Source organism: Rosenbergiella nectarea, from assembly GCF_900111105.1.
In the GTDB taxonomy this organism is placed as follows: domain Bacteria; phylum Pseudomonadota; class Gammaproteobacteria; order Enterobacterales; family Enterobacteriaceae; genus Rosenbergiella; species Rosenbergiella nectarea.
This window is the reverse complement of the sequence record NZ_FOGC01000008.1, coordinates 115,568-129,778: the sequence shown is the minus strand read 5'-3', so window position 1 is coordinate 129,778 and position 14,211 is coordinate 115,568. Positions and strand designations below refer to the sequence as shown.

The following is a 14,211-nucleotide window of genomic DNA, read 5'->3' as shown; positions in this document are numbered from 1 at the left end:
CAGTCCCTGTGGGAACTCTATTGAATGAGAGGGCCTATGAAAGTATTGATCCCTGCCACTCTGGCAGCATTGGCGTTAAGCCTGTCGGGCTGTAGCACTTACCATCGGTTTGTTGATTATTTTTCATCATCCTCGCCAGCCACCCCCTATGCACAGCAAGCGGAACTCGACCAACATCTTAAGGGGTGTGAGAATCAACAGGGTGAAGACTGTCTGGCTGCGGGAACGATGTTTGAAATGCGCGGTAGCCACTATTACTCGCAAGCCCTACGCTATTACCAGCTCGCGACAGGGTTGAAGCAGCCTGCGGCCTATAGCGCCTTGGGCCATATGTTTGAGAACGGTTATGCTGTCCCGCAAGATTTAACGCGTGCGCGCGAGCTATATCAACAAGGGGCTGAACTCGGTGATGCAACCTCTTATCTCTACTTATCGAATATTTATCATTACGGACGTGGGGTGGATAAAAATCTGCCAAAGGCGCGCCAGTACGCGACGCTCGCCTGTAAGAAAGGGAATGTCATGGCCTGTAGTACCCGCCGTCAGAGCAAATAGTTATCGTTCCTCGATATGCCCCGCGATGTGCTAAAGCGGGGTCTTACAGTACCTTATCCAAGCGATCGGTCATCCAGTCGATATCTGACAGGCACGACCCATGGATGTCATACACGCTGGGGCCTATCTCATTGGGGTACTCGTACTCTTCAAAGGATTCGAGTTGTTCAAGATCATCATGGGCCGCGTGTGGCGATAATACCGGAATCAACCGGGCGAGAGCGTTACCTTCCAACCGAGTCGCGGTATGATTCAGCTTAAAGCTGTCAGCCGCCCACATAAGATAAGTTTCCCATTCCAAGTGATGAGCTCGGGCGGCCTGACCGAGTAGGGGATCATTCTTTTTCATAGTGCAGTCACTGTTCCTTCGTTATTTCCACTTTGCTGAGGCCCTGGCTAGGCGCACTTCCCAGCATCCTTATTTACACACTCGTTAAAATCTATGTAATCAATACCTAAACGTCAAGGTGAGCGAGGCTATCGGCTGAGGAATTTTACACTGCAACGCTAAGCCCTATCCGGTCATAAAGTGATGAAAAAAATGCGTGATCAAATTGAAGAAAAATAACGTAGATGTTTAGACATCCAGATGTTTACACGCCTGATAATAACCAGTACATTGTCTCTTAGGATAAATAAAGTGATGATTTCTACCGTTAAGGCGCACCATGATTGAGCTTAAGCATTTGAAAACACTGCAGGCATTGAAGCAGACGGGGTCTTTAGCCGCCGCCGCCGCTCTTTTGCATCACACTCAGTCAGCCCTCTCTCATCAGTTTAGTGATATCGAGCAACGTCTAGGCTTCAAGCTCTTTATACGGAAAAGCCAGCCGCTGCGGTTTACTCGTCAGGGTGAAGTGTTATTACAACTCGCAGATAGCGTTTTGCCCCAAGTTCACCAAGCACTACAGGCGTGCCAGGCCCCTCAACAGACCACATTACGTATTGCAATCGAGTGCCATAGCTGTATCCAATGGATGACTCCGGCGTTAAATAGTTTTCGCGAGCAATGGCCACAGGTCTCCGTCGAATTCGCGTCAGGGGTCACCTTCGATCCGCAACCCGCCTTACAGCAAGGTGAATTAGACCTAGTATTGACCTCCGATATTTTGCCGAAAAGCGGATTACACTACACACCGTTATTCGATTTTGAGGTAAGGCTGGTCGTTGCGGTCGGCCATCCTTTGGCCACTAAAGCGGTGATATTACCGGAAGACCTGACCGATGAGACGTTGCTTATCTACCCGGTACAGCGTCAACGTATGGATATCTGGCGTCATTTCCTGCAACCCGCCGGCGTCACCCCATCCTTAAAAACCGTCGATAACACCCTCTTACTGATTCAGATGGTCTCCGCCAATATGGGAATTGCCGCATTGCCGCACTGGGTGGTGGAAAATGTTGAACGTCAAAAGCTGGTCGTCACACGAACGCTCGATAACGGCCTTTGGAGTCGTTTATATGCGGCGACTCGGGAAGGAGAGAATCGCCAACCGACGCTAGATGCCTTCATTACCCATGCCCAACAGCATGCGCGTCAATTACCTTTTGTCAGGGATGCCTCAGGGGCACTAGTGACCGCTTAGCCGTAATATACCCATAGCTAAATATTTTGTAATATTTGTGTGATGGGTCAAAGTTACCGTACACAATAATCGTTACCCTTGCCGCTTGCACACACGGAAGCCTACCTTCCGTGCCCATCCGACTAGGAAGAAAACGATGTTGAATCTATTTAAACCGGCTGCTCATACCGCACCGCTGGCTGACAAGATGATCGATCCCACCTATCGCCGACTGCGTTGGCAAATTTTTATGGGTATTTTCTTTGGTTACGCCGCTTACTATTTAGTCAGGAAAAATTTCGCTTTGGCTATCCCTTCGCTGGTTGAACAAGGTTTTAGCCGCGGTGACCTAGGCTTTGCCTTATCAGGGATCTCCATCGCTTATGGTTTCTCCAAATTTATTATGGGCTCGGTCTCTGACCGATCTAATCCCCGTTACTTCCTCCCCGCAGGGCTGATTTTAGCCGCACTGGTCATGCTGATGATGGGCTTTATCCCATGGGCCACCTCAAGCATTATGGTAATGTTTTTCCTACTGTTTTTATGTGGCTGGTTCCAAGGAATGGGCTGGCCACCTTGTGGCAGGACGATGGTTCACTGGTGGTCGCAGAAAGAACGTGGAAGTATCGTTTCGGTGTGGAATTGTGCGCATAACGTCGGGGGCGGTATTCCGCCTCTGCTCTTTTTACTCGGAATGATGTGGTTCGGTGATTGGAAAGCCGCGTTTTATATGCCTGCATTCTTAGCGATCATTATCGCCCTAATCGCTTTCGCCCTGATGCGGGATACGCCACAGTCCTGTGGATTGCCGCCTATTGAAGCCTACAAAAATGATTATCCTACCAACTACAGTGCTGAGAGCGAAACTGAATTAACCACTAAGCAGATTTTCAGCCAATATATTCTGCCCAACAAGCTCCTGTGGTACATCGCCTTAGCTAACGTTTTCGTCTACTTACTGCGTTACGGTATTCTCGATTGGTCGCCAACTTACTTGAAAGAAGTCAAACATTTCACCTTAGATAAATCTTCCTGGGCCTACTTCTTTTATGAATATGCCGGTATCCCTGGAACTCTGCTGTGCGGATGGGTTTCCGATAAAGTCTTCAAAGGAAATCGAGGGATCACGGGCGTTATCTTTATGAGCTTAGTGACTATTGCCACGATTATCTATTGGCTTAACCCCGCGGGTAATCCAGGTATTGATATGGTTTGTATGACCGTGATTGGCTTCCTCATTTACGGGCCGGTGATGCTAATCGGTTTACACGCGCTAGAGTTAGCACCGAAGAAAGCCGCAGGGACTGCCGCAGGATTTACCGGCCTGTTCGGCTACTTAGGAGGCTCCGTCGCAGCCAGCGCCATTGTAGGCTACACCGTTGATTACTTTGGATGGGACGGTGGCTTCCTCGTGATGATAGTCGGGTCAGTGTTCGCCGTACTTCTGCTTCTCCTGACTACGGTCAGTGAAAAGAAACATAAACAAACCCTACTGCAAAATGACTAGGAGAAATGGATGAAATATTTATTAACTGGACTCGCCTTATTCTCCTGCAGTGTATTCGCGCAAGCCAGCGAGGATAAGCTGGTCATTGCCCATCGCGGGGCAAGCGGCTATCTACCCGAACATACCTTGCCTGCCAAGGCGATGGCTTACGCACAGGGGGCCGATTATCTTGAACAAGATGTCGTGATGACACGCGATGATCAACTCGTCGTACTGCACGATCACTTTTTAGATCGCGTCACGGATGTCGCCCAACAGTTCCCTAACCGCCATCGTGCAGATGGCCGTTATTACGCTATCGACTTCACCCTCGCGGAAATCAAACAGCTACACTTCACCGAGGGTTTTCATCTTGAAGGTAAAAAACAGGTTCAGAATTACCCTGGGCGTTTTCCGATGCATCGCTCTGAATTTCGCATCCACACCCTTGCGGAAGAAATTGAATTTATTCAAGGTCTTAACCACTCCACAGGTAAAAACATTGGTCTCTATACCGAGATAAAATCACCCTGGTTTCATCGCAAAGAAGGTAAAGACATCAGTAAAGCCGTGCTGATGACCCTGAAGGAGTATGGCTACACTAAACCGACTGATAAAGCGTGGTTGCAGTGTTTTGATTATGACGAACTCCAGCGGATAAAACAGACGCTGGAGCCGCAACTGGGCATGAACCTTAAGCGGGTACAGTTAATTGCTTACACCAAAGATAACGAGACACAGACCCTGCATAATGGCCACTGGCGTAATTACGATTACGATTGGATGATGACCCCTGAGGGTATTGAGAAATTATCGAAAACGGTGGATGGCATTGGCCCCGATTATCATATGCTGATCGATTCGCAGTCCACGCAAGGTCATATCCGTTTAACCCCGATGGTCGCCGCGGCACATCGCTATAAATTACCCATACACCCTTATACGGTTCGCGCGGATCAACTGCCTAATTATGTCAGCAATGTCGACGAGTTATACCAAATACTCTATCAACAAGCTGATGTTTCAGGGTTATTCACCGATTTCCCGGATAAAGCCGTTTCATGGCTAGCGACTCATCCACAGGCTGAATAACCTTAGCAGGCTGCTGAACACTCAGCAGCCTTTTACCGATTACTCCGCGACGGCAAACAATTTACGGAGATAATGTGGCACAGCGTCTTGACCATTAGTGCCGATAACGGCGAGTTCTGGTAATAGGTCTTTCAGTCGCTGTTGGCCGTTTTCCATGATGCAGCCTTTACCCGCCATACTGAGCATCTCTTTGTCGTTCATCCCATCACCAAAGGCGATACAGTCATCAAGGCTATACCCCAAGCGGCGGGACACGTTATCTAGGGCATGGCCCTTAGACACCCCACCCGCCATCACTTCTAAGCATATTGGCAATGAGAAGCTAACGTTAACGCGATCGCCAAAACGGGAGACCAACGCTTCTTCAAGCTGGATCAGTCGCTGATGGTCGTTACAGGTGAAGAAGATCTTACTGACCCCCTCAACGGAAAAATCTGCCGGGTTGTAAAGCTGATAACGGAAGTCTGACTCCATAAAGAAAGAGGCTTCATCGCGACTTTCTCGAGCAATAAACCACTCATCATCACGATAAATTTGCGTAAGGATCTCAGGATCGTTATAGCAGAGCGTAATCAACTCTTCAGCGATCGATTGTTCAAGATTGTGTGCAAAGATAAGATCCCCTGCAGTGTCGTGTACACGTGCGCCATTAGACGTGATCATATAAGCATCTATCCCGAGTTTCTCACGGATCTGTCCCACATCAACATGGTGGCGACCGGTTGCAAAGACGAACGAAACGCCTTGTTCGGTGACGCGTTGTAATGTTTGAGCGGCAAAATCGGTGAGGGAATGCTCTGGTGAAAGCAACGTTCCATCGAGATCAGAAGCAACAATTTGGTACATGACTACCTCGCAGCGGTACAGGCTCAAAACCATTTTAAACCTGGAAAATTAACGACTAAAGGTTGAAAAATATTCCGTGATTTGCTGTAAGGCTTCGGCACGGATTTCATCTTTTTCAAATAGAATTTCATGGCGGGCCCCTTCCATCACCTGCGGATGGTCGCCATGGCAGGGAAAGCCCGCTAAGCTTCTCGCGAGCGAAAACCGTTCTTGGGCTTGGTTATCGACGACTTGATCCTCGCTGGCTTGTAGCAGCAAGATTGGGTGGTGTAACTCTGGGGCAATACTCTCGATATAACGGCCCGTTAAGATTGCCTCGCGCACCCAGTGCGTGGTAGGCCCACCGAGCTGTAATTCAGGCTGGTCGGCATAACAGCGCAGGCTGCGCTGATAACGCACCCGACTGTGTGTAAGGTTATTTATCCCAAAGGGGGTGGCATGCCAGCGGCCCGTTCCAAAGGCAAAACCTTCCCGTAGATGCGGGCGCGTGGCAGTCCAATTCAGAATCCGCTCAACAACCCATTCTGGCATGGGGAGAACAATACCAAACATCGGGGCGACCAGAGCCGTCGCGGTAAACAGCGAAGGGTGACGCTGGGATAAGAGTGTCGCGATAGCGCCGCCCATGGAGTGGGCGAGGACAAATGTCTGCTGGTAACGACTGCCTGACAGCTCTAACTCACATAACCTTTCTAAATCATCTACATAATCTGAAAACTGTGCCACATGCCCTAGCTGAGGATCGTCCAATAGCCGTCCGGATAAACCTTGGCCACGATGGTCAATGACGAAAATATCGTAACCACAATTGAATAGATCCCATACCACTTCTGGGTATTTGCTATAACTTTCCGAGCGGCCCGGTACAAGTAAAATCGCCTTCTTATGCGAGGCGGCAGTCATATGCATATAGCGGATAACGACTCCGTCTTTGCCAACGAATTGGCGATCTTGTCGCTGACGCCAAAACGGTAATAAGGGACCGGTGACGAACGCGGAGAAGGATTTCTCTCGATGCGTCCACTGTGACGGTTTTTTTTTCATTCTTATCGTGAAAAAATCAGATGTAAGCCAAAGGCGACAAATAAGGTGCCTGCAATACCATCAATCCATTTTGCCAGCTTTTGATATTTTGCCTTGACCCAAGGGAGTGAGAAGAGTGTGGCGACCAAGCTAAACCAGACCAATGTTTCCGCCACGATCAGGATAAAGATTGCGGTACGTGTCGCACTGCTCACATCATCGCCGACAATTAACGAGAAGATACTACCAAAGTAGATGATGGCCTTAGGATTAGAGAGGTTCGTTAATAAGCCGCGTAAAAAGATATTTTTCTTACGCAACGTCGTGACAGGTGTTATCTCTGCGCCGACAGGTTGCGGTTGGCGCGCTGACTTAATCATCTGAATCCCCATCCACATCAAGTAAGCGCCTCCAGCCAGCAGGATCAACTGATGTAACCAAGCCATCTGTTTCAGAATCAGGTTCAAACCGAGCAGAGCGACCGCCGCCCAAATCGCGACCGCGAGCGTGATACCGGTCACTCCCTTAAAGGCGTCACGTCGTGATTGGCTCGCCGCCGTTTGTGAAATAAAGAAAAAGTCAGGGCCTGGACTGGCCAGGGCAACGATCTGGACTACTGCGACGGTAATAAAAAGGGATATCATGAAAGCTCCTTGTTATGGCCTAGAGGTAGAGTGAATTACTCATCGTCCAAATGTTGTTTAATCAACTGCATAAAAGGACGTCCGAAACGTTCTAATTTACGTTGCCCAATACCATTTATCCCCAACATTTCAGACGGCGATATCGGTTGAATCTCAGATAACTCAATCAGTGTTGCATCGTTAAACACCACGTACGGAGGTATGTTTTCCTCATCCGCAATCGCCTTACGTAACTTCCGTAGTTTAGCGAAGAGCTTTTTATCATAATGACTTCCTGACAAACGGCTCATCACCGGACGGGTTTTAGTCACGATGATCCGAGGAACCGCTAACTGCAGCGGCGATTCGCTGCGTAATACGGGCCGGGCACTCTCTGTCAGTTGCAGTGCGGAATGCTGGCTAATATTTTGGGTAACCAATCCGAGGTGGATCAGTTGCCGTAATACGTTAACCCAATGTTCGTGACTTTGGTCGCGACCAATCGCATAAACGGGTAACTTGTCGTGACCGAACTCTTTTATACGCTGATTAGCGGCTCCTCTCAGTACTTCAACAATATACCCCATACCAAAACGTTGGCCGACTCTGTAAATGGTGGATAGCGCTTTTTGTGCATCGACTAAACCGTCGTAGCGACGAGGAGGGTCCAAACAGATATCGCAGTTACCGCAGGCTGCTTGACGATTTTCACCAAAGTAGTTGAGCAGCACTAAGCGTCGACAGGTTTGCGCTTCGGCAAATGCCCCCATGGCATTGAGCTTATGCCGCTCAATATCTTGGCTTAGTCCTGGGCTTTTCTCATCCAGACAACGGCGTAACCATCCCATATCTGCGGGATCGTACAACATCATCGCTTCAGCAGGTAAACCATCGCGCCCCGCTCTTCCCGTCTCCTGATAATAGGACTCGATATTACGCGGAATATCCAGATGGAAAACAAAGCGGACATTCGGTTTATTAATCCCCATACCAAATGCGACGGTCGCCACCACGATTTGTAGATCATCACGCTGGAAGGCTTCTTGAACCCGAGCTCGCTCGCCCGCCTCAAGGCCTGCATGATAGGCGCCTACACTCCAGCCGCGACTCTGTAAACGAGCGGTAATATCTTCTACTTTTGCGCGGCTGTTGCAGTAAATAATCCCGCACTTGCCTCGCTGATCGCGTAGGTAAGTGAGCAACTGGTCTGTCGGTTTATATTTATCGACCAGCGTGTAGCGGATATTAGGCCGGTCAAAACTACTTACCTGAATAAAGGGCTCATGAAGCTGAAGACGCTGCAAGATATCTTGACGAGTGGTGCTGTCTGCCGTAGCCGTTAAGGCCATAATCGGTAGTGAGGGGAACCGTTCTCGCAGACGGCCAATTACGCCATATTCTGGACGAAAATCATGTCCCCATTGCGAAATACAGTGCGCCTCATCGACCGCAATCAGGGCGGGATGCCAGCTACTCAATGTGTCGAGAAAACTCTCCATCATCAAACGTTCTGGTGCCACATACAAGAGCTTAATCTTACCTTCTCGACAGGCTTGATAAATCTGTTGCTGAGTCTCTCTGGGTTGGCTTGAGTTAAGACTCTCTGCGCTAACACCGTTTGCGCGCAGTTGGTCGACCTGATCTTTCATCAGTGAAATAAGAGGGGAAACCACCAGCGTGAGTCCATTACGCACTAACGCGGGTATTTGGTAACACAGTGACTTACCACCGCCAGTCGGCATTACCACAAGACAGTCTTGTCCAGAGATCGCCGCTTGAATAATACCGTCTTGACCGGGACGGAACTGCTGGTAACCGAACGTTTCCTGCAGTACCTGAATGGCGTCAGCCTCCCGGTCCGCTTCTAGCACTGTTGCCACACGCTACCTGTTTTAATCAGAGAACATCATTAAGAGTTAGACCAATACCAACCCGCGTTTGACGGTGATTATAGTCGATTAACGATTCGCCATAACCACTGTAGACTTGGGTGTAAAATCTGACGTTGTGGGTGATTGGATAGCTCCAGCCTAGTTGAGCGCCACCGTAACCGGAATTCCAATTATATTGACCTTCAACGCTGAAGACGCTTTCGCCCCATTTATAGCCTAATTTAGCACGATAATGTCCCATATATTTGATGATATCTGGGTTATCGTCGTCACCACCGCCCGTATCAAGACGCACCCAAGGCTTAATTTCGGCTGTCATATTACCATTTTCCGCCATTAAACGCAGGTAGCCACGGTTCCAACTACGGGAAGTGGGATCACTACGTCCGTTCGATTCATGGTTTAAGCCGGTCTCGACATCACGCAGCGTCCAGTCACCTAACGAGTAGTCTGTTGCCCAGCCAATGAACAGCTGAGGTTCGTAGTTCGTTTCGCGGAAAGGTGAAGATTCTTTGCTGTTTGAGATTTGCCACCAAGAACGCTGGGTGTAAGAAGCGGCTAAGACTGAGTTATCACCTAAAATACCGAGCCAGATAGGGAAGGCTAAGCTTAATTGGAATTTTAGCTCATCCTTGCGGGCATTATGGCCCCAGTTATAGCTTTCAATCGCGCCCTTGTTGATATTACTGGTGTAGGTATACAACACATAGTTACTTTCGTAAGGATAGAGAACGAAAGCGCTATCATGCTTTTGTAATAGATTTGAGATAATGCTGCCATAAACAGGCGGGTTATTCTGTACACCCACATCATACCCATTACTTTCTGCGTTAGCTCCCAGAGGTAACGCTAGCGCTGCCGCCAACACCAAACACTTTCGTTGCATAGTTGTCCCTATCACCCGTAATTGATCAAATTCGTCAAGCATGACTAAAAGATTATCGTACTAAGGGCGTAATTTTGACCTGAAATGGTTTTTTATGACAGCAGAATATGACAATAAAGGAGAACTTCTCTATGCGGGTTGAAATTGGTACTCATTTAGGCAGGGACGTAAGAGAGTCGAGTAACGCTAAAGGGTGAGAAGTACGACATTTGAAGAGGGTGAAAGCCGTGCATCACCCTCCAAATGAATACTGATTAATTTTTTCGGCCTAACCCTGAGACATCTTGGATGTTGTGTAATACAGCCGTCATTCGTACAAAGTTACCGGAGCTAGCACCCGTAATTTTATATTCAGCGTCATGGTTATCGGCAATCTTCATAATCTTATTTTCAGCGCCTTGTAACGAGATGTCGGTTACAGAGATGCTTTTTGCAAAAGAAGCCGCTGGTAGTGCAAGTAAAGCGAGCATAGCGATAGTTATTTTTTTCATAATATAGACTCCTCTGGTGTGAGACTTAAAGGTACATCTCTGGTCGTAATTAAGCGTTTCGTTTTGTAAAAAAATGAATTAAATCTTATCTATTAAGAATATATTTTTTTACAATTTGTGTTGCACATCACATAAAAAGCATTAACTTTCATATAAAAGTGATAAATATCAAATAGTCATAATATTTAGGTTTAATTAAATTTCTGTCTATCAGAGGAAGACGAGACAGCTTCATCATAAATCTTTCTGCTGTTTTTACTCCCCGTAAAAACGGCGCCTTGGGCGCCGTAGAGAGAGTTATAACCAGTTTTTACGTTTAAAGTAGAGATAGGGTGCCAAACCCGCCAATATCATTAATAAAATGGCCCCAGGGTAGCCAAAGCTCCACTTAAGCTCCGGCATAAACTCGAAGTTCATTCCATAACTTGAGGCGACCAATGTCGGGGGGAGGAAGACCACCGATACCACTGAGAATATTTTAATAATGCGGTTTTGCTCAATACTGATAAAGCCCATTGCCGCTTGCATCAAAAAGTTGACTTTTTGAAAGAGTGATTCGTTGTGCGGCAGTAATGAGTCGATATCGCGCAGAACTTCGCGAGCTTGTTCTAACTGATTCGCGGGGAGTCGAGCTTTACGGATCAAAAAGTTTAAGGCGCGTTGAGTATCCATCAGACAGAGGCGCACTTTCCAACCGATATCTTCTAGCTCTGCTAAGCGGGAGAGCGCTTCGTCGTACTCTTCGCCCTGTTGCCCTTCCATGATCACGCGACTTAATTTTTCCAGGGCGCTATAGATATTCTCGATTTCGTCGGCTAGCTGCTCGATTTTGGTCTCGAACAGATCCAATAAGACTTCAAAGACATTACCATCGATTAAGGTTTGGCTGCGGGCACGCATCCGATACAAGCGAAAAGCGGGAAGTTCACGTTCACGTAAGGTGAAAAGACGCCCATCACGAATGGTAAAAGCGACTGTCGCGTTACCAGCGTGATCGTCAGCATCTTCATAAAAGAAGAATGAGTGGATATGTAGACCATCTTCGTCTTCGAAAAAACGCGCAGAGGCTTCGATATCTTCAAGTTCTGGCCGAGTCGCCAAACCCTGGCCCAGTGTTTGTTGTACCAGATCGCGTTCATCTTCATCTGGCTCAATTAAATCAACCCAAACGGCATTAGAGAGTGCGACATTACTCTCTTCAGTTTCCATCCGGCTTAAGCGATTTTCTTCGAGTTTGAAAGCACTCAACATAGCAGTATGACTCCCCTTGCTTTATCGGCAGGGACAAGACAAAGCCATTCCTCATTTATCTTAATGAGTAAAATAGCGATACTTGAACACGGGGCCACAGAGTGTGAATACATCAGTGCTGATGATCGTGATGACGGGAAATAATCACCGGTAAACAGCTAAGCTCACCGGTCAAAGAACGGTAACCTTAGCAGTTTTTCCTAATCAGTAGGAAATTGATCCAGCATCGACTGGGGGTGTCCAAGGTCATTGTCCTCTAAGAATTTTAGTGTGCGCATGTTACGACGAGACGAAAATATCGTCAAGAACCGTCAATATTAAACTGCTTCTAAACGTGCATAAGCCGCAACAAGCCATTTCACGCCTTGTCCTTGAAAGGCTATTTGTAAGCGACAATGCTCGCCACTGCCCTCAAGATTGATAATAGTCCCTTCCCCGAACTTACTATGACGTACTCGCTGACCCAACGACCAGCCGCTATCATTGGCCATCACTGGTGCCCCCATCCGTTTGGTGTCAACCGGACGAGTAATATTCGCGCGCGATCTGACTTCTTCCACACACTCTTCAGGTAACTCACCAATAAACCGTGACGGTCGGTGGCTGACTTCCTTCCCATATAACCGTCGGCTTTCCGCAAAGGTCAGGGTCAGTTTTTTCATCGCGCGAGTGACCCCCACATAGGCGAGACGGCGCTCTTCTTCTAAACGTCCACTCTCTTCAATCGACATTTGGCTTGGGAACATCCCCTCTTCCATCCCGACAATAAAGACCTGGCTAAATTCTAAGCCTTTTGCTGAGTGGAGGGTCATCAGCTGTACAGCATCTTGCCATTTATCCGCTTGCCCTTCACCCGCTTCCAGCGCGGCATGGGAGAGGAAAGCTTGAAGTGGCATCAAGTCTTCATTTTCATCTTGATAACTAAATTGGCGCGTAGCGGTCACCAGCTCTTCCAAGTTCTCAATCCGGGCTTGGCCTTTTTCCCCTTTCTCCTGCTCGTACATTATCCACAGTCCCGAGTCTTTAATGACCCGATCGGTTTGAACATGGAGCGGCATTTCTCCGGTTTCATAAACCAGAGATTCAATCAGTTCGATAAAACGCTGTAGAGCTGAGGCTGCACGACCCGCTAAGACTTTTTCTTGCAGAAGCTCACGTGCGCTCTGCCAAAGCGTCATTTGTCGGTCGCGTGCGAATTGGCGAACAACGTCCAACGTTCGATCGCCAATGCCCCGCGTAGGAGTGTTCACTACCCGTTCGAACGCCGCATCGTCATTGCGGTTCGCCATTAACCGTAAATAGGCCAAGGCATCTTTGATTTCTTGTCGCTCGAAAAAGCGCATCCCGCCATAAATGCGGTAAGGCAAGGTGCTTTGTAGTAAGGCTTCTTCCAGTACCCGTGACTGAGCATTACTGCGGTAGAGTATTGCGCAGTCGGCCAGTGCGCCGCCCTGCTCATGCCATTGACGAATACGGTTCACGACAAAACGCGCCTCATCCAGCTCGTTGAATGCACAATACAAAGAGATTGGCTCACCAGAATCATCTTCCGTCCACAGCTCTTTGCCAAGTCGTCCCGAGTTGTTAGCAATCAGAATATTCGCGGCTTGCAGGATATTACGCGTGGAACGGTAGTTTTGTTCCAAGCGGATGGTCTGTGCCCCAGGGAAATCGCTGAGGAAACGCTGGATATTTTCTACTTGCGCACCGCGCCATCCATAAATGGATTGGTCATCATCGCCAACAATCATCACTTTACTGCTGTCGCCCGCCAACATACGGATCCAAGCGTATTGGATATTGTTAGTATCTTGGAATTCGTCGACTAATAGATTAGTGAAACGTTCGCGATAATGATTAAGCAGATGAGGTTTGTTAAGCCATAACTCATGGGCGCGCAGTAACAGTTCGGCAAAATCAACCAGTCCTGCACGGTCGCAGGCTTCTTGATAAGCTTGATAGATAGATAACCAGGTTTTCTCGACCGGGTTGCCATAACTATCGATATGCTTTGGCCTTAAGCCTTCGTCTTTTTTACCATTGATGTACCACATGGCTTGCCGCGCTGGCCACTGTTTATCATCCAGGTTTAGCGCTTTAATTAACCGTTTAAGCAGGCGTAACTGGTCTTCACTGTCAAGAATTTGGAAATCAGCGGGTAGGCCTGCATCAAGCGGATGCGCGCGCAATAGGCGATGCGCCAAACCATGGAATGTGCCGATCCACATGCCGCCTTGGCTCGTCCCGACAACTTCCTCAATACGATGACGCATCTCCGCGGCGGCTTTATTGGTAAAAGTCACCGCCATAATGGAATACGGGGAACAGCGCTCAACCGTTAATAACCAAGCGATACGATGGACTAATACCCGGGTTTTACCACTGCCTGCGCCAGCTAGAACCAATAGGTTACTCCGCGGGGCGGCTACCGCCTCGCGCTGTTTATCATTTAAGCCGTCGAGCAGTTCAGAAACGTCCATAAGCACCGTTGCATTAGTAAG

Annotated in this window: 13 protein-coding genes; 4 read left to right on the top strand and 9 right to left on the bottom strand. The window is 48.2% G+C overall.

All coding sequences use genetic code 11. From position 1 onward, the window contains the following. Positions 1–36 precede the first annotated feature (36 nt). On the top strand, positions 37–555 hold the full coding sequence (locus BMX14_RS10885; RefSeq protein WP_177173135.1) for a tetratricopeptide repeat protein: 519 nt from the start codon (positions 37–39) through the stop codon (positions 553–555). 43 nt (positions 556–598) lie between these two features. On the opposite strand, the gene BMX14_RS10880 is transcribed toward BMX14_RS10885, so the two are convergent. Beyond that, on the bottom strand, positions 599–835 hold the full coding sequence (locus tag BMX14_RS10880) for a hypothetical protein (RefSeq protein WP_230527433.1): 237 nt from the start codon (positions 833–835) through the stop codon (positions 599–601). Positions 836–1,223: 388 nt separating this feature from the next. On the opposite strand from BMX14_RS10880, the gene metR reads away from it, so the two are divergent. The 3 genes from metR (at position 1,224) to glpQ (ending at position 4,698) form a co-directional block, all read left to right on the top strand. Then, positions 1,224–2,141 carry an HTH-type transcriptional regulator MetR gene (gene metR, locus BMX14_RS10875; RefSeq protein ID WP_092676720.1) on the top strand — a complete coding sequence of 306 codons (918 nt, stop codon included), beginning with the start codon at positions 1,224–1,226 and terminating at the stop codon, positions 2,139–2,141. A 136-nt stretch (positions 2,142–2,277) separates the two neighbouring features. Then, positions 2,278–3,627: a glycerol-3-phosphate transporter gene (glpT, locus tag BMX14_RS10870; RefSeq protein WP_092676718.1), complete on the top strand. Its 1,350-nt coding sequence runs from the start codon at positions 2,278–2,280 to the stop codon at positions 3,625–3,627. Between the two features lie 9 nt (positions 3,628–3,636). Then, entirely contained in the window at positions 3,637–4,698 is a 1,062-nt protein-coding gene (glpQ, locus tag BMX14_RS10865) for a glycerophosphodiester phosphodiesterase (RefSeq protein ID WP_092676717.1), read from the top strand. Between the two features lie 39 nt (positions 4,699–4,737). Here glpQ and yigL read toward each other — a convergent pair whose 3' ends face one another. The 8 genes from yigL to uvrD form a co-directional block, all read right to left on the bottom strand. Beyond that, complete coding sequence (yigL, locus tag BMX14_RS10860) at positions 4,738–5,544, bottom strand: sugar/pyridoxal phosphate phosphatase YigL (RefSeq protein WP_092676715.1); 807 nt, start codon at positions 5,542–5,544, stop codon at positions 4,738–4,740. A gap of 48 nt (positions 5,545–5,592) precedes the next feature. Then, a complete protein-coding gene (gene pldB, locus BMX14_RS10855; RefSeq protein ID WP_092676713.1) occupies positions 5,593–6,588 on the bottom strand; it encodes a lysophospholipase L2 in 996 nt (331 codons plus the stop codon). A gap of 2 nt (positions 6,589–6,590) precedes the next feature. Continuing rightward, complete coding sequence (gene rhtC / locus BMX14_RS10850) at positions 6,591–7,211, bottom strand: threonine export protein RhtC (protein WP_092676711.1); 621 nt, start codon at positions 7,209–7,211, stop codon at positions 6,591–6,593. Between the two features lie 35 nt (positions 7,212–7,246). Further along, positions 7,247–9,070 (bottom strand): ATP-dependent DNA helicase RecQ, encoded by a 1,824-nt coding sequence (gene recQ / locus BMX14_RS10845; RefSeq protein ID WP_092676709.1) that lies wholly within the window; start codon positions 9,068–9,070, stop codon positions 7,247–7,249. A 16-nt stretch (positions 9,071–9,086) separates the two neighbouring features. Next, entirely contained in the window at positions 9,087–9,968 is an 882-nt protein-coding gene (gene pldA / locus BMX14_RS10840; RefSeq protein WP_092676707.1) for a phospholipase A, read from the bottom strand. Between the two features lie 254 nt (positions 9,969–10,222). Further along, the gene (locus tag BMX14_RS10835) at positions 10,223–10,459 is read right to left on the bottom strand and encodes a hypothetical protein (RefSeq protein ID WP_092676705.1); all 237 of its coding nucleotides are present in this window, start codon (positions 10,457–10,459) and stop codon (positions 10,223–10,225) included. A 297-nt stretch (positions 10,460–10,756) separates the two neighbouring features. Further along, positions 10,757–11,710: a magnesium/cobalt transporter CorA gene (gene corA / locus BMX14_RS10830; protein ID WP_092676703.1), complete on the bottom strand. Its 954-nt coding sequence runs from the start codon at positions 11,708–11,710 to the stop codon at positions 10,757–10,759. Positions 11,711–12,027: 317 nt separating this feature from the next. After that, positions 12,028–14,190: a DNA helicase II gene (uvrD, locus tag BMX14_RS10825; RefSeq protein WP_092676701.1), complete on the bottom strand. Its 2,163-nt coding sequence runs from the start codon at positions 14,188–14,190 to the stop codon at positions 12,028–12,030. Between the last annotated feature and the right edge of the window lie 21 nt (positions 14,191–14,211).